Source organism: Arthrobacter sp. UNCCL28, assembly GCF_900102805.1.
Taxonomy (GTDB): Bacteria; Actinomycetota; Actinomycetes; order Actinomycetales; family Micrococcaceae; genus Arthrobacter; species Arthrobacter nicotinovorans_A.
The window spans coordinates 61,393-80,472 of record NZ_FMWE01000003.1 but is presented as its reverse complement, the minus strand read 5'-3'; the positions used below and the strand labels follow the sequence as shown (position 1 = coordinate 80,472).

Annotated in this window: 13 protein-coding genes; 2 read left to right on the top strand and 11 right to left on the bottom strand. The window is 60.3% G+C overall.

The window, feature by feature from the left end; genetic code table 11:
• Window positions 1-39: 39 nt before the first annotated feature.
• The 4 genes from BLQ01_RS09030 to BLQ01_RS09015 all read right to left on the bottom strand — a co-directional run bounded on the left by BLQ01_RS09030 (window position 40) and on the right by BLQ01_RS09015 (window position 4,938).
• The gene (locus tag BLQ01_RS09030; RefSeq protein ID WP_091551267.1) at window positions 40-1,173 is read right to left on the bottom strand and encodes a substrate-binding domain-containing protein; all 1,134 of its coding nucleotides are present in this window, start codon (window positions 1,171-1,173) and stop codon (window positions 40-42) included.
• A gap of 89 nt (window positions 1,174-1,262) precedes the next feature.
• The gene (locus tag BLQ01_RS09025) at window positions 1,263-1,790 is read right to left on the bottom strand and encodes a nuclear transport factor 2 family protein (protein WP_091551266.1); all 528 of its coding nucleotides are present in this window, start codon (window positions 1,788-1,790) and stop codon (window positions 1,263-1,265) included.
• A 549-nt stretch (window positions 1,791-2,339) separates the two neighbouring features.
• Window positions 2,340-3,824 carry an aldehyde dehydrogenase family protein gene (locus BLQ01_RS09020; RefSeq protein WP_091551264.1) on the bottom strand — a complete coding sequence of 495 codons (1,485 nt, stop codon included), beginning with the start codon at window positions 3,822-3,824 and terminating at the stop codon, window positions 2,340-2,342.
• 49 nt (window positions 3,825-3,873) lie between these two features.
• Window positions 3,874-4,938, bottom strand: coding sequence for a zinc-dependent alcohol dehydrogenase family protein (locus BLQ01_RS09015; RefSeq protein WP_254779310.1), 1,065 nt, complete (start codon window positions 4,936-4,938; stop codon window positions 3,874-3,876).
• Window positions 4,939-5,739: 801 nt separating this feature from the next.
• On the opposite strand from BLQ01_RS09015, the gene BLQ01_RS09010 reads away from it, so the two are divergent.
• On the top strand, window positions 5,740-6,075 hold the full coding sequence (locus BLQ01_RS09010; protein ID WP_091551262.1) for a hypothetical protein: 336 nt from the start codon (window positions 5,740-5,742) through the stop codon (window positions 6,073-6,075).
• Entirely contained in the window at window positions 6,072-9,638 is a 3,567-nt protein-coding gene (gene mobF, locus BLQ01_RS09005; RefSeq protein ID WP_091551261.1) for a MobF family relaxase, read from the top strand. The genes BLQ01_RS09010 and mobF overlap by 4 nt, the downstream gene beginning before the upstream one ends.
• Window positions 9,639-10,619: 981 nt before the next feature.
• Here the strand turns inward: mobF and BLQ01_RS08990 are convergent.
• From BLQ01_RS08990 to BLQ01_RS08960, 7 genes are all read right to left on the bottom strand, one after another.
• Window positions 10,620-11,123 carry a single-stranded DNA-binding protein gene (locus BLQ01_RS08990; RefSeq protein WP_091551256.1) on the bottom strand — a complete coding sequence of 168 codons (504 nt, stop codon included), beginning with the start codon at window positions 11,121-11,123 and terminating at the stop codon, window positions 10,620-10,622.
• 52 nt (window positions 11,124-11,175) lie between these two features.
• Window positions 11,176-12,333 carry an ArdC-like ssDNA-binding domain-containing protein gene (locus BLQ01_RS08985; protein WP_175493394.1) on the bottom strand — a complete coding sequence of 386 codons (1,158 nt, stop codon included), beginning with the start codon at window positions 12,331-12,333 and terminating at the stop codon, window positions 11,176-11,178.
• Between the two features lie 84 nt (window positions 12,334-12,417).
• Entirely contained in the window at window positions 12,418-12,918 is a 501-nt protein-coding gene (locus BLQ01_RS08980; protein ID WP_091551253.1) for a hypothetical protein, read from the bottom strand.
• Window positions 12,915-14,225, bottom strand: a complete 1,311-nt coding sequence (locus tag BLQ01_RS08975) for a type IV secretory system conjugative DNA transfer family protein (protein ID WP_175493393.1) — start codon at window positions 14,223-14,225, stop codon at window positions 12,915-12,917. Before BLQ01_RS08975 ends, BLQ01_RS08980 begins: the two co-directional genes overlap by 4 nt.
• 488 nt (window positions 14,226-14,713) lie before the next feature.
• On the bottom strand, window positions 14,714-16,174 hold the full coding sequence (locus BLQ01_RS08970; protein WP_139183466.1) for an ATP-binding protein: 1,461 nt from the start codon (window positions 16,172-16,174) through the stop codon (window positions 14,714-14,716).
• Window positions 16,171-17,661, bottom strand: coding sequence for an SCO6880 family protein (locus BLQ01_RS08965; RefSeq protein ID WP_091551248.1), 1,491 nt, complete (start codon window positions 17,659-17,661; stop codon window positions 16,171-16,173). Before BLQ01_RS08965 ends, BLQ01_RS08970 begins: the two co-directional genes overlap by 4 nt.
• Window positions 17,654-19,072 carry a type IV secretion system protein gene (locus tag BLQ01_RS08960; protein ID WP_091551246.1) on the bottom strand — a complete coding sequence of 473 codons (1,419 nt, stop codon included), beginning with the start codon at window positions 19,070-19,072 and terminating at the stop codon, window positions 17,654-17,656. The genes BLQ01_RS08965 and BLQ01_RS08960 overlap by 8 nt, the downstream gene beginning before the upstream one ends.
• Window positions 19,073-19,080 lie beyond the last annotated feature (8 nt).

Genomic DNA, 19,080 nt, shown 5'->3' with positions numbered 1-19,080 from the left:
CGGTGGTCCCCCTTCTCGCGGTTCCATGGAGTGAGGAGGTCACTGGAAGACTGCCTTCAACTTCTCAGGTGTCAGGGCGGAAGACAGGTCTGCGTCCGGCGGCAGGTCCTTATTGCAGGTCGGCAGCTTGCCGTTGGCAGTGTCCACGAAAGTCGGCAGCTGGAAGAGTTCGGGTTCGTTGTCCGGGAGTTTGTTCAGAGCAGCCAAGGCCTTGCGTCCGGCAATTCGCACTACCGTTGTGGTGCCGTCCAGTGTGAGAAGCTGGAAGTTCGGGTTCTTGTCCTTATTTTCCAGCCAGAAGCATCCGAGCTCGTTGTCGGTCGCCGAAGTCGCCAGTGGAGGAATGGGACGGTTGGCGTTGACCATGGCACGAAGGCCACCCAGATCAGCGACGCCATAGTCAGAGGCCCAGCCGTCGATCTTTTCGAACTTTGTCAGCACGCCTGACATTGCACGCTGCATGAACGCAGGATCCCAGCTGGAGGCAATAGGTTCCGGGGTTGCGATCTTGAATGCGCCCAGCTGTTCGTTTGTGGCCTCAATGCCTTTGAGGAGTTCAACCGTGGATGGGCTGCCGCTGGGAAGTCCGCCTGTGAAGATGACGTTGCCGCCTGCCGGGACTTGCTTCGCCAGCCACTTGGCCATGGTGTCGCCCTCGGTCTTGAAATCGTAGGCGACGTAACCGTCGTAGTCGACACCTACCTCTCCGCCCGGATCGGCGATGTAGGGGACGACGACCACACCGGCCTTCTTGGCGTTGGAGAGTGCACTGAGCGCCTGGCTGCCGAAGTCATCATAGGTGACAATGGCGTCGTACCCCTGGGCGGAATAGGAGTTGATGGCAGTGATGTATTTCTGCAAATCACCGTCAGCCTGTGAGTAGTCCACAGTCACGTTCTTACATGCGGAAAGTTCATCCCGGAGCTCCGCCTCCGTGATCTTACGCCAAGAGTTGGCGCCGAAACCGGCAACGTGTGCGATCTTGATCGGTCGGTCTCCACACATCTGGTCGACCGGAATTGGAGCGCCTCCGGAGCTCGCAGCACCTGGGGTGCCAGCTGCGCCAGGTGCTGCTGCGTTCGGGCCTTCGACTGTGCAGCCAGAAAAAAGCAGGGCGGTCATTGCCGCTGCGGCCACAACGCCCGTGCGCCGTGAATTTCGTGAGCTCTTCATGATGGTTCCTTTGACAAAAGAGTGGTTAGGCGACGACGCACCATTGCGTCGACGTCGTGCGCGTATAGCGCGGCGGAACTTCCGCAGGACTAGTCCCGGAACTGCTGCTCAACCCAGCCCTTGTCCCAGTTGGACACTTGGTGGGTGCGGCCAATCAGCTCCTCGAAGAACCAGGTGCCGTCTCGTTTGACGAACTTGTCCGAGTACGTGACAGTGAGGACGACTGCGTCTTTCTTCGAGGGATCCTCTGTCTGTTCGATCGTGCACAGGCACAGCAGGTAGAAGGTACCTTTGGCGCTCAGTCCGTCCTCGGCCACGACAATGTTGGGGGCCATTACGAAGTGAAGGGCCCACGGAATTCGCTCGGAAAGGGCTGTGAAGTGGCCGCGGATTGCGTCGTGTCCGACTAGGGTTGCACCTTCGCCGTCTACGATCCAACGCCCGTCCTCAACGAAAAGGGCGGCGATGCCCTCGGGGTTATAGGAATCATCGCAGTAGCCGGCGTACGTGTACTTCAGCTTCTCGATTGCCTGAACATCTTCAAGTCGAACGAGCCGTCGAGTGAGCTCCTCAATGGACGGACTCGTAGTGCGGTTTTCATTTACTTCGGTTGACATTTTCAGTGCCTCTTCTAATTGAGATGCAGACTTTGCGTCTCAGGCTGCTCCATTGCACGCCTCATATTTGCCTTGGCAGAACAATCCAGCAGGCTGACTCGATACGAACATACACTAGTTTGCTGTGATACAAGCCACTTTGTCAATGCTCAAATTGAGGAAAATTTCTACAACAGAAGAGATCGAAGCCAACGGTCGTTAAATAGCAAATGGACCTCTGAAATGATCATTTCATGGTCATCTCAGGGTCCAAAATAGAGGATTTTCACCACGGCCAGGACAAGCTTCTGCCCGTAGCCGCATGATCGAAGCCAGACGACGAACTCGTACGGAATGGGCGTGTCGGGCAGGATTTGAGTGAGCCTAAGTTCAAGTCGCTGAAGGCACACCAGTGAATATGAAGTAGTTAAACACGTCCATGAATCAAAGGTGCCTAAAACTGCGATCCCGCACAGATCTCATAGGACATTAATTCATCGATAAATTGTTTATGAGCCAGAGAATTAAGTTCCAGGCTGGCTGGCCCGAGGGCCAGCCAGCCTGCCCGGCTTAATCGCCGGTAATAATTTCCGTCCCAGTTGCAGAATTTTGAGACAACGGACTCGTAAGAATTCCCCGCATGATGATGCTCTTGATCTGCGTCAACTCCTCAAGTGTATAGAGGAAGCCTTCCCGGCCGATGCCACTCTTCTTGTAGCCACCAAAGGCGCTGCCATCCGGGCGGTAGCAGTTGCCACCATTGATGGAAACCATTCCTGTCTGCATCTTTCCGGCAGCGTAGAAGGCCTTGTGGAAGTCAGCTGAGAAGACCGCGCCGCCCAGCCCGAACGAAGAAGAGTTCGCAATCTCAATTGCCTCGTCGATACCGCGGAACGGTAGGAGCGAGAAAACTGGTCCGAAGATCTCGTCATCGGTTGCGATACCGACTTCCCTCGTGATTTCAAGGATGGTGGGTTCGACGAATGCGCCGTCACGCTTGCCTCCGAGGCGGAGAGTCGCACCTTCAGAGATGGCTTGCTGGATCTGACTTTCGACATCCTTCGCTGCCCGCTCGTTAATAAGGGGCCCTATTTCAGTCGAAGGGTCGGTGGGATCTCCGGCCTTCTTGCCTTGGATTTGGGCCGTGAGCTTTTCGAGGAACTCCTTGTACCTGGATTCTTCCACCAAGATCCTTTTGGTGGCCACACATACCTGGCCGTTGCCGTAAAGGCGACCGATGGCCGCGTGCTGCACCGCCAAGTCGATGTCTGCGTCGTCGCACACAATGAACGCGTCGTTGCCGTTGAGCTCCAAGAAAGTGCGGACCACGTTGCGGGCGGTGTTCTCAGCAATCCGCTCTCCGACCGCTGTGCTTCCGGTGAAGCTTAGCCCGTTGATCAAGGGGCTTCGGGACAAGTAGTCGCCAGAAACGGAGCCTGATCCGGTGACAATCTGCAGCGTGGACCCCGGTACGCCGGCGTCCAGAAGCAGCTCCGTCATTCGGATACACGTGAGCGAATCATCCTGGGGCGGCTTGACGATCACAGCATTGCCTCCAGCGAGAGCAGCGCCAACCTTCTGCGCATAAAGCTCTGCAGGGAAGTTGAAGGCAAGAATCGCAGCAATGACACCCAGTGGTTCACGCTTGGTGATGAGGAGGTCACCCTCGAGGCCAGGCTGGATGTCCAACGGAATCGACTGGCCAAATATGCGCTTGGACTCTTCCGCAAATCCTTCGAATATTCGAGCGGCCGTTTCCAGCTCATTCCTAGAGTGGGCGAGAACCTTGCCGCTTTCGCCGGCCAGCAAGACGGCAAGTTCATCCATGTTCTCCCGAAGTGCAGCGACGAACTTGGTGAGGATCTCGGATCGTCGGTGCGCGGGTGTTTCCGACCAAACCCTCGCACCTTCTTGGGCGTGCTCCAGCGCTTCCTGGATGTCCTCCACAGTTGACGATGGAATCGTGTCGATGACTTCGTTGGTCGCGACGTTGAGTGTTTCAGAGAAGGCGCCGTCTCGGGCGTCCCGCCTCTCTCCGTTGATGATCATCTTCATTGCTGCAGCCTTTCAGTGATGCCGTTGTTTGTTGCCGTGAGACTCGTATTTACCAGCGGTTAAGGACACTGACGCCCGTACCCTTGAACTCACCCATGGAGGTGATAATGCCTGCAGCTTCCTCAAGCCCCACCCGATTGGTGATCATCGCGCCCGGGTTAAGGATTCCCCGCTCGACCATGCGCATCATGTCCGGATACCGGGAGACTGGCATGTTCGCAGACCCGACGATGGACAGTTCTTGAAGCACGATGCTGTCGATGGGCAAAGCAATCATGCCCTTCTCCTCTTTGGAGGTCAGACCGACCTGAAGCATGCGGCCGCGCTTTCGCAGACTGTTGACGGCCGCCTGGCAGGTGATGGAGATGCCCAAGGCATCCACCGCCACATGGGCGCCTCCTTGAGTAATTTCGCGGATTGCCGTAACCGGGTCCTCGTTACGTCCATTGACGGTGGCCACCGCACCCAACGACTTCGCGAGAGCGAGTGAGTCTTCGTTGATGTCTACAGCGATGACATTGGCCCCCATGGCGGCCGCAATGTGGATGGCCGACAGGCCGAGGCCACCGCACCCGTGGACGGCCACCCATTCGCCCGGTTTCACTTGCACCTGGTCAACTACGCCATGGAAGGCGGTCATGAAGCGGCATCCGAGGCCGGCGGCAGCGTCAAAGTCGACATTGTCGGGAAGTGCTACCAAATTCCGGTCGGCGTCCGGGACCTGTACGTACTCGCCGTAGCCGCCCCAGTAATTGGTTCCGGCAAAGGATACGTTTTCGCAGATGTTGTTGTGGCCCGCCAAGCAATACTCACAAGCACCGCAGCCGTGAGCATGAGGGACGACCACTCGGTCGCCCTTCTTGTAGCGGCCGACTTCGCCACCGACCTCTTCAACGACCCCGGCGAACTCATGTCCCATGACGTGAGGCAATTCGAGATTTAGACCGAGCCAGTCCCAGTCCCCCATCCACAGGTGCCAGTCACTGCGACAAATGCCATTCGCTTCGACGCGAATCAATGCGCCCTTGGGCGTCACCTCAGGCACCGGCACGTCCAACACTTCAAGGTCCTGGCCGAAGCCGGTGAGTACTAGTGCTTTCATCTTCTTCTCCATCTTGGCCCCTAGGGCCAGATCACCTTTGATCACAAGGGCGAACAATCGCTTGTTTGCTATAGATATTGTTACCTGCGTCTCACACGGTGTCAATTGGAATAGGGTTGTCGGCGGTATTTGGCACACCAGGCAGAACCGCGCCTTCGAGCCGACAGCCATCACTCAGGGGGTTGACGGCCATGAAGCAAAATTCTAAGATATGAACAAGCGTTCGTTCATATCTGTTGGCGAAATCGCTGAAGGCTATCGCAGGTTCGAACCAAGGATGGTGTCAGATCATGAAGCGCATAGAATCATGCAGCACTCCCAGGGGCCGATGGCCGCTCAAAGGTATGCAGTCGCCTGCGACAACGCTCACCCAGTCCCTAATGCCTGCGAACGGCCCCACCGTATCTGGCGCGCGTTGCGAGACCCGCCGGCCGGCCACCCCGAGCTCGGATTCATTTACGTGGTCCGAGGCACAGGAACTATGGCCCGATTGTCTGGACTAGCCCTGGCGAAGTTGACTCCGGCGGACCCGAGGCAGAAGCTCGCCGACATCTCAGTCTCTTTGGCCACTCCAACAGGTCCCCTCCGCGCGTACAAAAACCGCGCCACAGCCTGCTCGCTTGGCGCTTCAGTTTCTTTGGCCAGTCCAACAGGTCACGCCCCAAACAGACTCGCTCGTGAGTGATCTTCCTGGCCCCACCGCACATCATCATTGCTCACACCCGTTCTCACACCCGTTCTCACACCTCTGGCATCCAAGGCAAGCGGACCGTTAAATCATGCGGGGTGTGGGTACGGACTACATGAACTGGTGTGAACAGGCAGAACTCCAAACAGCAGACGCGTTCCGAATCCGAATACAACGAAAACGTTGACCGGCTCCTAACAGAGCTGCGATCGCAGTCCTCCGAACTGGAACGCTTGCATGCCATCTACGACGAACTGGAAACCAAGAACGGCCTCCTGCACAACGAAGTCCTGCGCCTGAAGCGAGCCCAGCGAACGAACGTCCAAGACCTCGCCCGTGTAGCCGCCGTTTTGCTCCAAATTTCGCGTGCTAAGGGCATCGCCCTCGACCCCGTGACACTCGACCTCCTCCGTCGGCGAGGCTGGCTGCCATCCAAGACTCGCTCGGGAACACGGCCATGACAATGTCCATTGCCAGGCTCTCCGTACGTTCAGGGCTCAAGTACCTGTTCAAGTCCACGATGCTGGACGACGTCTCCCCTACTCCCCCGGACACCATCAGCTATTACGTGAAAACCGGAACACCTCAGGGTCTTTGGCTGGGTAGCGGACTCCGCGGCATTGCCCGGACATCAGGCGAAAAAGTAACTGAAGCTGACGGGCGTTCCATCTTCCAAAACGCAACCCACCCCGACAGCAAGGAACCGCTAGGGAGACCCCACGGGCAGCCGCCGATCAACCAACAGCCCAGCAATCACAACTCGACGAAGCACGCCGTCGCCGGCTTCGACCTCACCTTCAGCGTCCCGAAGTCAGTCTCCACGCTGTGGGCGCTCAGCCCACGAGACCTCCAAGAGCAGATCCTTCAGACCCACCACAAAGCCATCGAAGCAACACTGGCCTGGATGGAAGATCAGGTCATCAACACCAGATCCGGGCGAAACGGAGTTGCTCACGTCGGCACTAGAGGAGTGATGGCCGCAGCCTTCGACCATTGGGAATCCCGCGCCGGCGACCCTCAGCTCCACACCCACCTGGTCATCGCGAACCGAGTCCAGCGCGTCACGGACGGTGCATGGGTCACCTTGGACTCCCGCTCCCTATACAAAGCCGTCGTCGCCGCCAGCGAACACTACAACGGGCTGCTCTTCGATGCCTTGCACACCAGCCTCGGCACGGACACCGACATCCGAGTCCCAGCGCAAAACACACATAATCCAAGCCAGCAACTCACTGGCATCTCTGAAGCCCTTGTCCGCGAATTCTCCAACCGTTCAAGGCTCATCGACATCGAAACCGATCGCTTGGTCAAACAGTGGACCACGGAGCACGGAGCTCGCCCGACAGCGACAACCATCGTGAAATTGCGCCAGCAAGCGACTCTCTCGACGCGAACTCCCAAAGACGTTGAGCCGTCACCGTTACGAACTCTGTCCGCACAGTGGCGCGACAGAGCAAAGAACAAGGACTTCGATCCCGAGTCAGTCGTGGCTGCCACCATCCAGCGTTCCCGCTCACGTCCTTTTCGCCTTGGCGACTTTGCACACGACTGGATAGCAGCCGTCGGGCTTGTCACCCGACAACGTGTGGCGGCCAAGCGCTCAACCTGGAATCGTTGGAACCTGATCGCCGAGGGTGAGCGCGTGTGCGCTGAGATCCGATGCGCGTCCCCCGCCGACCGCAACGCGCTGATCGAGGCCGTGGCCACAGCGGCCGAGCTTCAATCTGTACCCCTCAACCGGTACCGCTACGGCGTCCCAGCGGATGCGGCCGATGATCTGCGATTCGCCGGACGCAGCGTCTTCGATTTCCACGGGTCACGCCTCTACACCGATGAATCGACGCTCGCCTTTGAGGACGAAATCCTGGCGGCGAAGAACGACGGCGGCGGTCCGACCGTGCCGGTCGAGCTCGCCTTCCAGACGCTCACCTCCTACAGAAAAGGCGAAGGGTCCCCCCTGCACGATGATCAGCTGACAGCAGCGTCGGAGGTCCTGCTGAGCTCCAGCAGGCTCGACGCTATCGTCGGTCCGGCCGGGACTGGAAAGACGACCACCCTTGGCGCAGTCAAAGCAGCATGGGAGGCATCGTATGGGCTGGGCAGCGTTGTTGGCTTGGCACCGGCTGCTGCGAGCGCCGAGGTTCTCGGCTCGGAGCTGCGAATGGTCACTGAGAACGTCGCCAAGTGGCTGCATGAATCTGTGGGGGCCGGTGCGGCCGAGCGGGCAGGGCGGTTCTTCCGAGCGGACGATCGACTCCGTGTGGCAGCGGCCACCAGGGGCCCAATCGTTGGCCGCCTTCAACAGGAGGTCGCCCGTCTGGCCGCCGAACAGAACCAATGGCTGTTCCGGCCTAACCAGCTGGTAATAGTCGACGAAGCTTCCATGGTCTCAACGCTCCAACTCGCGTCCCTGGTCCGCCAAGCCACGGAAGCCGGCGCCAAGCTCCTCTTGGTTGGCGATCCGGCCCAGCTCGATTCCATCGATGCCGGCGGTGTGCTTGGTTGGCTTGATCGGCAGGGGAAGGCTGCCCAGTTGAGCACGATCTGGCGTTTCAAGGATCCGTGGGAACGGTCAGCCTCCCTCGGGCTTCGTGAGGGACGTCCGTCTGTGCTCGCAGAGTACGAGGAACACGATCGCATACTGCATGGCCATTACTCGGACATGGTCGACCGTGCCTACTCCGCTTGGCATGCGGACATTCTGGCTGGCCGAGTTTCGGTCTTGATAGCTCCTGATAACGAGACCGTCCAAATGCTCAATGAACGGGCCCAGGCCGACCGGGTCAGACTGGGCGCCGTGGACGCGGAACGTACCGTGGTCCTTCGGGACGGGCTGAGAGCCGGTTTCGGCGACATCGTCATTGCGCGTCGAAATGACAGGTCCGTTCGCGACGATCGTGGTGAGTTCCTTCGCAATGGGGCGCTGCTCGAAGTCACGGGAGTCGATAGACGCCACGGCGTTCTAAACGCGATACGCAAAGACACCGGAGCTGCCCTACTCTTGCAGAGCAGTTATGTGGAGTCATCCTTGGAGCTGGGCTACGCCACAACGGCCCATCGCAGTCAGGGCCTCACTGTCGACACCGGCCACACCGTAGTGACCCCTGGCCGTCTCACGCGGGAACTGCTGTACGTCAGCATGACCCGGGGCCGGCACTCCAACACGGCCTACGTCAGCGAGAACGACCCGGACGAGGACGAAATCCTGGACCCGACTGCCCGTTCGAGCTGGCGGGTGATCCTTGGCGAGGTCCTTGCTGCTGAAGGTGCGGAGCGAACGGCTCACGAGGTACGGGACTTCGAACGGCAGCACGCCGACAGCCTCGAGCGTCTGAGCCGCGAGTACGACTACTTGGCTCAAATCGCTGCGGGTATGGATCTCGTAAAGGCTATCGACTCCCTCATGCCCGGTCGCGCTGAGGAGATGCGCGAGTCGCCGGCCTGGGGCGCCGCCGTCGCTGCCTGGCGACGTGCCAACAACATCAGTCGCCTTGGAGCCCATCGCGCCTTGAACGAGACTCTGGGCTCAGAAGCCAATGCGCTGGACCTGACCGCCGTTGCCCACGCCCGGCTTGGCAGGTTCTGCTCGGCGATGCCCCCATCGCCCATCGATCCGTTGACTGAGCAGCTGCCGATAGACCGCGCAGACCTTGCAGTCTTGCTGGCCCAAGTACGACGGCGGATTGGGAACCGTGCGGAGCACGTCGCCAACGCGGTTCTACTCGATGATCCTGAATGGGCCAAACTATTGCGAAAAGACATCGAGGCGGGTGCAGATCCGTTCGAGTCGGCCGCAATGCTCCGTGATGTGGCCGTGTACCGGGATCGGTGGGGCGTGAATAGCGCGGCGCTCGCCCTTGGTCCGACTCCGGCGGACTGGGAATGGGAACAGCGAGCGCAGTGGGACCACCTACGGCAAGAAATCACCCAAGCCGCCACACCAGAGTCAGGGCTGAAAGATGCCGGTAACTTGTATGGGTTCGACTCCCCAATAAGCCTGACAAGCGCGGGGTGGCAGCTTTAAACTGGAAGCTGGAGCAAGTATGCAGATGAACCCAGTCCTCAGGCCGAGAGTAGCAACATCCGCTCTGATCGTGGCGAGCGCAGTGACGCTGGTGCTTGCCGTAATCCTGACGGCTCTAAGCCTCACGATTTCCGGGACGGCCTGGGTGCTAGTCGCCCTCACGACTCCTTGTGTAGTCGTCGTGCTCTTCTGGGCCCAACGGCTTCGCAGCCAACGGCAGTGGCAGGACGAAACCGCTGCACAATGGAAGCGGATCGAGAGCTTGAAGACGGCCGGTGGGACCACAACCGAGGTTACAGTTCTTACCGTAGACGCTCTGCAGCCGACCGGCTCTTGGATCACCATCAGGTGGAATCACTTCGACTACATCCAACCAGCATGGATCGAAGCCCTCCCCGAGCCCATCTGGCCCGGAACTGTTCTGCTGATTCGACCAGATCCAGCGCAGGTGCAACCGGGAGCTCCCTGGCCCGAGACGTATCGCATCAGCGGCGACCATGTCTTGGCGTGGGCGCCACTCGTGTAGTCACTTTCGCCAACTCCGGCTGTCATTTAACACTCGCTTACCGACCTGTGCCAGAGGAAGCCGATACCAAGAACCTACAGCGGCCGCCCCCTCCACGTTTCTTCGTCCACGCGCCTAACCTGCCCCGCCGGGAACCACTCAACGTGATAGATCCGGCGGTCATCCACCCACTCGACCAGCCCAAACGTCCTCGTGTATTTGATCGCCCGACCATATATCTCCCCCACGCGAACGAGAGGCTGACTACCAGGTTCCAGCTCGATGATCTTGCCGTCGTCAGGCTTGGGGTGGCTATTGTCGGCGTCTATTTGTGCCATCATGCGGGCGAAAGCGATGGAGTCTTGCTTTGGTCTCATACAAACAAGATTAGAACATATGTTCGAACGCGGCTCCCGCCCATAAAAAGAGCCCACGCCTCCCCGAGGGAGGCGTGGGCCTGAAACGGCGAAGATGGGTCAGACCGTCATGTCATTCACCGGAGCTCCGTCTAAAGGGGACGCCACCGGCCCCTTCGTCGTCACGTTGTACGCGGGCCAGCCAGTCGCCGTCGTCGCTTGTGGCCCTGCAGCCTCCACAGCGGCTTCGGGCTCGGCGACCGCTCGGGCCGAGCGTTGATACGTCGCAGTGCCAAAGCGAAGGTCCGGCCCAATGGTGTCGGCTATGATCCGCCGAGCTTCACGTCGTTCCCCGTCCTTGTCGTACGACCGGAACTCAAGCTCTCCCGATACCGTCACAGGGTCACCCTTCTTCAGAGAAGTAGAAGCGTTCTCCGCGAGCATCCGGAACGCAGACACGTTGTGGAAGACCGGTTCGCCGTCTCGCCAGGTGCCATCTGGGTTCTGAATCCGCTGGTTCACGGCAACGCGGAGTTTCGCGTGCGGAGTGCCGGATTCCCCGATGGTCAGTTCGGGATCTGCGACCAGGTTCCCCGTGATAGTGATGGGGATCTTTGTATTCATGATGGGTTACCTTCCTTAGTCCACGGGCCTCTCCCGACGGACACCTGTGCGTTCAAGGACCAGCAATCTCGGGACCATTCAATGACGCGTTCGGTCCAGGGACGCCGGCATACGTCGGATTGTCCGCAACGGTCCGGTCAGCACTGGCGGCAGCGAACTTCCCCCCGAACCCGGGAGGATCCGAGACCGCCAGGATCCCCTTGGCAGCCCCGGTCACCCTCCCCAGCACGGACTTCGCGATGTCGACTCGAGACGTCGGCACCCAGCCATCTGCGGAACCGTGCTTCAAGTCCTTCTCCGCTCTTATCACTGCGTCTGCCCAGCCAGCGAGATAGGACGCTGATTGCGGTCCACGATCGATGCCGTGGGCCCGCAGGACGGTATAGGCAACTGATTCGGCTTCCACTTCTGCCAGGCCGCGATGGTTCGCGCTGCTGCCATACAGTCGCCCCAGACGGTCGTCCGGTCCGTGCAGAAGGACGTGACCGAGCTCGTGGGCAAGAACCGCTACCCGCTCCTCGTCGTTCATCCAGGCACCGACTTGAATTCGACGAGCCTCAAAGTCGGTATAACCACTGGTGTAGCCGTGTTGAAATCCCGACACCTCAACCCGGAAGCTGTGTTCCTTCGCAACCTCCCGCAGGGAACTCCACAGGTCACCCACGTCCGCCCCACCGTGAGCATCAGCACGAGGCACCAGCAGCGGCGTGCCCTCCGTTTGGGTGACGTCAAAGACCGCCTGCCCGCGCCAACCCGTGATCACGTTCTTCTTGCCCCTGCTGACAGCATCATCAGGTGCAGCCTGATTCGCTGGCAGGAGCTTGCGCTTTCCGTCAGGCAAAATCAGTTCCTGCATCGAGGCCGTCCGGGGCGCGATCACCCAGAGCGCGTGCTCTCCCCGCAGAACCGTTCGCCCATGCCGGGCCCACTCTTTGTAGCCGGCCACCAGCGTCGGCTCTTGTGTACCGCGCTGTGCCATCTGCATCATCAGCAGGGCGACGTTACCTCCGGAGTACCGCCACAGGGTTGCGGACGCGTCGAGCAGAACTTGCCAGCGCATGGGCGAATCAATGGCTTCCTCAAGGGCTGTATGGAGTCCCCTGGTCAGTTCGGCTATGCGTTCCTCGGGTGACAGGCGTGCGATCGACGGCGGCGCGGCGGCTTCTTCAGCCCCGCTTGCGTCAGCATTCAGTTCAGATGCAGAGGCCACGACAGCCATCCTTCGTGCTTCTAGACAGCCCTAGAAAGGGATCACCTGTTCATGTCGATGGAAGTTGGCAACGGCATGACGAAATCAGATGCGGGTCTGGTGGGTGCCCAGCTTCCAGTCGTCGAAGTCCGGCTCGGCCGGCACAATCCTCGCGACCGGTTCCTTATGGGCCTGCAGCCCGACGCACCCGGCGGTCCGAGTGTGGGATCGGAGACGTTCGACGCCGTGGGGCAGCCTCTCGTGGAACGCCAGTGGACCGAATCCCGAGTCATCTGACGTGAAGGACGCCGCTTCCGCCCGTTGAAGCGCATACAGCTCCGCCACTATCTCTGAGTGCCGCCACCAACAGTCCGGCACCACTGACGTCGTCAGCTGATAAGTGGCAACAAGCCACCGAACCCAATCGAAGAGGCCCTGCCACACCACCTCCGCCTGCGTAGATGACATATCCCGCCACCGATGGGTCACCCCGACGCTGCGCGGCGAGGGCTGGAACGAGGAACGGAACAGTTCCGCCGTGAGTTCATCATCCAAGTCAGATACGCGCCCCACCTCGAAGTCAGAATCGTCCGCCTGGGTACTCATGAGTCAGCCTCGTTGTTCGCTTCCTGCCGACTCAGGTGGCCGGCGGCTAGCTCTCTCTCGGTCTCCAACTTCGATCGCCCTAGCTCAGCGGCATCCTTCCGCCTATGCCAGTCACGCAGGTCCAAGAGAATCGGCCTCGTGCGGCGACCAAGCATGAGCGCCGTGCCAACAGGAAGACGCCGGATCTCATCCAGACGGATCACCGGACTCTCTCGAATCTGCTCGCCGTCCTGTCGTCCTTGAGAGGACCAGGAACGAGTGTTTAGGATCAGGCTCCGCTCCCCCAGCAGACCCGCCAGCGAGCGCAGGTCACGCTCATCCGAACCTCCGCCAAAAATCACCTTGATAATCGCGGAATCCCAGATGGTGGCCGCCTCCTCGATCGACCATCCACTCCGCGCCTGTGAAAGGGATTGCAGAACCACCAGCGTCGAGATGCCGATACCACCACCATCAGAGAGCACCACAGGCAGACCGGGCCACGGCGACAGATTCGCTATTTCGTCGAGAATCAGGGAAAGCGGTGGATCGAGTCGGCCTCCAGATGCGACGAAGGCCAGCTCTCGCGCGGCGTTGTCGATGTCGTCGATCAGAGCGGACAGGTAGGGGCCAGCGGCCGCCGCTCCAGAGCGTGTGCCAATCAGGTAGAGAGTCCCCCGCTGCCTAATGAAGTCCTTGGGGTCAAACTCTTGAGCTTCGTCCTCTGGGTTCAGTGCCGCCAACACCCTCGGAGATGAAAGCGGAGCCACGGCTGCTGAGACACCAATCCAAGAGTTGGAAGTGTTCCGGGGGTCGTCTTCCAAGATCCCCATCAGATCTGCCTGCCACCCCAGTGCCGCGCCGGGACGCCCCAGGATATCCAGCGCTTCCCTGGCCAACACCGGACTGGACGACCATCTGCGGAATGCTGCGATGCCCTCCCCTGACAGCGCTGCCGCATGGAGCAGGCACTGGAGCACGATCAGCGAGCGCTTTTGCCACGCGGCGTTCTCGCCCTTCATCTCTGTATCTGCAGTGATCACAAGAGCCCGTCGGGTTGCGATATCGGGGTCACCGCAACCACGTACCGGCGACCAGCGCAGCGTCGTTGGCAGACCCGACATGCCCTGAGGATCAAAGACTGTAACCGGCCGCCCATCAGACATCCGCGCTCGCATCGTGACCACCAGGTTGTCAGCTCGCGTTGATGTGGTGACAACAGCACCGGGCGCATCGAGAATCGCATTGATGACCACGTATAGGCCCTTGCCCGAGCGAGGAGCCCCCTGAATGACCATCGACTCTTCGGTGGAAACATGGATGGTCACCCCGCGGGAGCGCCCAAGTGTCCACGAAACATCGTGAATGCTCGGCTTGCTGAGGCCCGGGCGAGTGTATCGCCCACGCTTGCGAACCGCTCTGGCTCCGAAGTCCCGAAGTATCTCTGCCCGGCCAGCCACGCCATCCCTGCTCAGGATGTCCTGCCGTAGCCACGCGCCGGACTGTTTCCAGGTTCTCCACGCGAGGGCCGACGCAGCGGCGAGCGCCGCAAGCAACGTGAGGACGACTCCCACAATCCACCAGACTGCAGCCATGTCCAAGGTGCAGTTTCGGGAGGTACCTAGAATCCAGTCCGAACGGCCGGCAATCAGACCAATGCCTGCAGCGGGGCTAAAGAACGACGGCGGCCTGCCGCCACAACGCACAGCGCCAGCAAGCTGTGCAGCTGCTTGGACCAACAGGCAGAAGGCCATATAGCCGGTCAACGCCCAGAGTCCTGCCGCGACCAAGGGACTGCTGCTTCCCGGCCGACTCCTCACAGGTGCATCCGGTCATCAGTGCCAAAGACTTCCAGCTCGTCGGTGGTCACTCTGTTGGCAACGATGAATGACCGGTTTCCGACCTTCCAGAGCCCGACGCCCTTGGGCAGGTTCTCAACATGCTCGCACTCAGCTTCGGTCAGGCCCAGGGCTTCCTTGGTCAGGCGCATGGCGTCATGCTTCTGGCGATAGATGATGCGTGTGTCCGCTTCTGTCAGCAGCCCCAGGGCTTTCTGACGGTGACCGCTGGTGCTGTCCCCGATCTCGTTGAGGTCAGCCACTTTGTGCATGATGAGGAGGTTGGCAATCCCGTAGGTTCGCGCAAGGCGCCATTGCTCGCTCATCTTGGCCAACATGTATGGATCTGCGAGCATCCGCCAACCCTCGTCATACACCACAAGCCGCTTGCCGCCGTCGGGGTTTGTCACTGCTGCTTCCAGCCACGTCGCGCTACAGGCTGCGGCAAGGGATAACGCCTGTTCGGACGCACCGATGAGTGCGGACGTGTCCATGACCATCATTGGCGCGTCGGCGTCGAAGGCCACCGTGGACGGCGCATCGAACATGCCTTCCAAGTCGCCGGATACCGTGCGCCGCAGCGAGTGACTGACCGATGCGCCGCCGTCTTTACCGACAAGCGCGAGCGTTTCTGCGGAAGGACTCAAGAGGTGGTCCAGCACCATAGGAAGGGTCGGCGTCGAGTTTTCCGCGGTGGTTTCCATGAGGGCCATGTCGAGGGCGGTGTGCTCAACGGGATGCAACGGTGTGCCCTGACGCATGAGAGATACCAGGGCCACTATCAGTTGCCGACGCCGCTGCCGGACGACAGCCTTCCACTGGGTGTCGGACAGCGACCTGGGCCGTGGACCAGCATCCAGAGGATTCACCCGTGCCGTGCGCCCAGGACCTACGGAAATGACCTTGCCGCCCACCGCCTTGGCCACCGAGACCCATTCGCCTTTGGGGTCCGATGCGACAGCCGCTTTCCGTCCCAGCGTTATGGAGCGCGCAACCAGCGACTTCCCACACATTGACTTGCCTGTGCCTACAGTGCCAATCACGACGATCGATGGACCGCTGATGATTCCTTTGTCGTACAGGATCCACGGATCGTAAGAAAAGGCTCCCGAACCAAAGACGTCAGTTCCCATGTACGTTCCCTCGTGGCCAAGTCCTGACTCCGTGATGAAGGGGTAGGCCGCCGCGAAGGTCATTGTCGAGGCGCGGTGAGGTGCCGGCCGCAGTCGATGCGGTCCCCATAGTGACTGCCGTTCCCTGCTCCCCCAATCACCGACAAGGCGCTCGCGTTCACCGCGCCGTTCCAAGGCTTCATCGATCCGCTGTCCGAGTTTGCGCCTCTGTGGCAATGACTCAGCGGCTGTCGCCTTTCTGAGACTCTTGCGTTCGGCGCGAGTGCCCGACGGCGTATAGGTCACCTCTTGGTTCTTGAGGCTCATCGCAATCCCCTTCCCAGAGGCAGTCCGCCCGCAATGAATGCTGCCCACTGCTGCCCTGCAAGCAAGCGAAGTTCAACGAAAGCACCGGCTGCTGCGGACTCGAGTTCATGGCGGTGTCGGGCAAGATCCTCCAAGGACGCCGCGGTGATCGTCACGAAGGCGGTCGGACGAACATCGCCATGACCAGCCACAATTTCTTCTTCGCGTTGCGAGACCTCTTCTTCCTCGGCTCGCTGCTCCCTGGTCGTGGGCCGGTCGAACCGGGCATTGATCCTGCGACGGGTTTCATGAGCTTCCTGGGCCGATCGGATGTCCCGCAGCGCCTCCAAGGTGGGCACAGCGCGAATCACCTGAGTGACGGTGTGCCGGAAGTCGCCGACATAAACCAGCGGGTGCAGGAATCCGGGATACACCTTTTGCCGGGGCCACTCTGCGACCCAGAAAGTCTGGTGGAATCCAGAGTCCGTACGGAGATAAGTCCAGTGCTCCTCTACGGCCATGGGGCTCGAACTCAGTCGCCGCCTCCCAGTCCGCTGGTCATGCTGCGGCTCGCTGTCATTCTTCGCCGACCCTCGCGAGACCGTTTCAGGATCAAAGGAACCCCTGAACACTTCAAGTAACCGGGACTCCGAAAGCCACTCGTCTACCCGCACTCCATGAGTTGCCAAGGATGTAGTGATTGCCTGTACTTCCAAGCGCAGAACACGTTCGAGTCCGGCTACCCCTCCGCCCGATTCCTTGATGCGCCTCCTCGACTTAGCCGTATCCACAACAACGGACAACAAGACGTCGTGGCTCATGGCGGATCCAGCTGCAGCTATCAAGTCTTGATACGCCAACTCGCCCCACGAACTGCCACCAGTTCGGCCGCCGTTTTGCACGATGGTGTGGTCATAGAAATCTTGGAGGGCCGACGATGGATACGGAACCGTGTAGTCCTGCACGGCGATTCTTGCTATGTCCGAGCGTTGCGCGAGTCCCGCCTGCACACGCGACCATGCCTGGGCGGCCCACGCTTTGTCATCGTCGTCGAGGAGAGCGAAGGACCTGGTGGTACAACGCAAGACGACGGTCGCTTCCTTACCCTGAGGGTCGACGATGAAGCACTCTCCACGGCTGGTCATCTGGAGCTTGAGGCTGCCGAGTCCGCCTGGCAGCGCAAGCTTTCCCGCTTTCAGCGCCTTCTCGGGGCGGGCGAGGTAGCGGGTCTGCCCCAGGATCACTCGAACGAAGAACAGTGTGATGAGGCTGACCCAGATGGGATAAGGAATTCGAGCGTGCTGGAGCACTCCCATGAGCATGAGTAGCAACCAGATGGGACTCATCATTGTCAGTCCGACAGGACCTCCCGCCGCAGAGGCAATAATCGCGGTCAGGATACCGAGGGCTAGCAACAAGAGCTGGTACCACTTGAGCCCCATGAAAATGCCACGGCGCTCGTATCGGGGAAATTTGACGGCCTCAAGGGCGCGCGTGTCTTCAGTCATGGGGTTTCTCCGGAGGGAAGTGCCCCTCAGAAGCCTTGGGCATGATGGGCGGCAATTGGGATGTGGGCAGCGCGCTGCCGGGACTTCGCACTTCGGGCTGCCGAGGGGTTGTGGGGGCGTTTGCCCTAGGCGGTCCGGCGGCCGGGTTCCGGCCCGTCGGCGAAGGTGTCGCAGACGACGCCTGCTTACTCTGCTCGGTGACGACTTCTCCCCTCACCACGTTGTCCTTCCTTGCGGCGCCTCCGCGGGCAGAGGTTGCTCCGTAGGATGCCGAAGCGTTTACACCTGAGGTGAGTTTCGGCGTCGTACTCGTCAGGCTTCGCGGCAGGGGCACTGAAGGTGCCAGCGCGCGCGTGGGGATGTCTCTGCGACTTGAGGGAATTGGTCTAGCTAGTGACGATCTGCCCAACATTGATGCGATCGTCATGCGGCCGCCGAGTTGTCGGCTGAACTGCCTGGAGACGACGCTGCTGCTGCGAGCAAGAAGGTGGCCGCCGCCTGCCGTTTGAGCCGCGGCTGCGAGTTCGCCACCCGCAAAGCTCACCAGCCTCAGCGCCATCAGTGGCGCTCCGCAGGCAAGAACCATACCGACAGTGCCGGCCGCCAGCCCGGCAAAGGACGTCGAATCCGCAAATAGTTTGATCGCCGCGGCCAGTACTGTCGCCGCCAGTGGCTTCGCCAGCAAGAGCGCGACGACGACTTCGCACCACCGCCCGGCCCAAGCCTTTGACTTCTCCCAAGGCATCATCATCAGGGCGACCGGCGCGACAGCCGCGAGGACGGCGAGGGCGAACGTCCTGAAGATCATCGAGCACATGAGGATGAACGCCAGAATCCAAACGACGATGACAGCCATTACGGTCACTATCGCGCCACCGACGGCTCCGCCTTGATTGCCCGGCGCAAGGGAGATGACGTTCCATTCGCGCTCGGAGCCTTCGGGAGCTCGTTCGAAGCCGAAGAGCCGCATGAAAACGACATACGGATCTGTCCCGATGGACTCCAGAAGAGCGGTCGAAGCAGAGTCAGTCACTCGGGTGAGCTGCTGCACTAGGTAAACCGCTGCGGCAACCAAAGGTACCGCAGCGGCTCCCCCGACGAGCGCCCTAATCAGGCGGCGTGGTTGCTGGCTGATCAATCCGGAGAGGAGTTGAAGGATCATCACAACCACCAGCGGAGTCATCATTACTATGACCCACCAATTGGTGAGTCCGCCGATGGCAGCCCATTGTGAATCGTCGACTTCGGAGACGCGGAAAGCCCCAGTGATGAACCCCCACATCCAGGAGGCGATGTTCTGAAGGACGGTGGCGAAGATTGAAGTGATGGAACCTTGGACGCCGTCGTTGGCTTGTGAAACCAGTCCGCAGCCCGGCGGCCACCACCCATTGAGGTCACATTCGATAGGCATGATCGCGC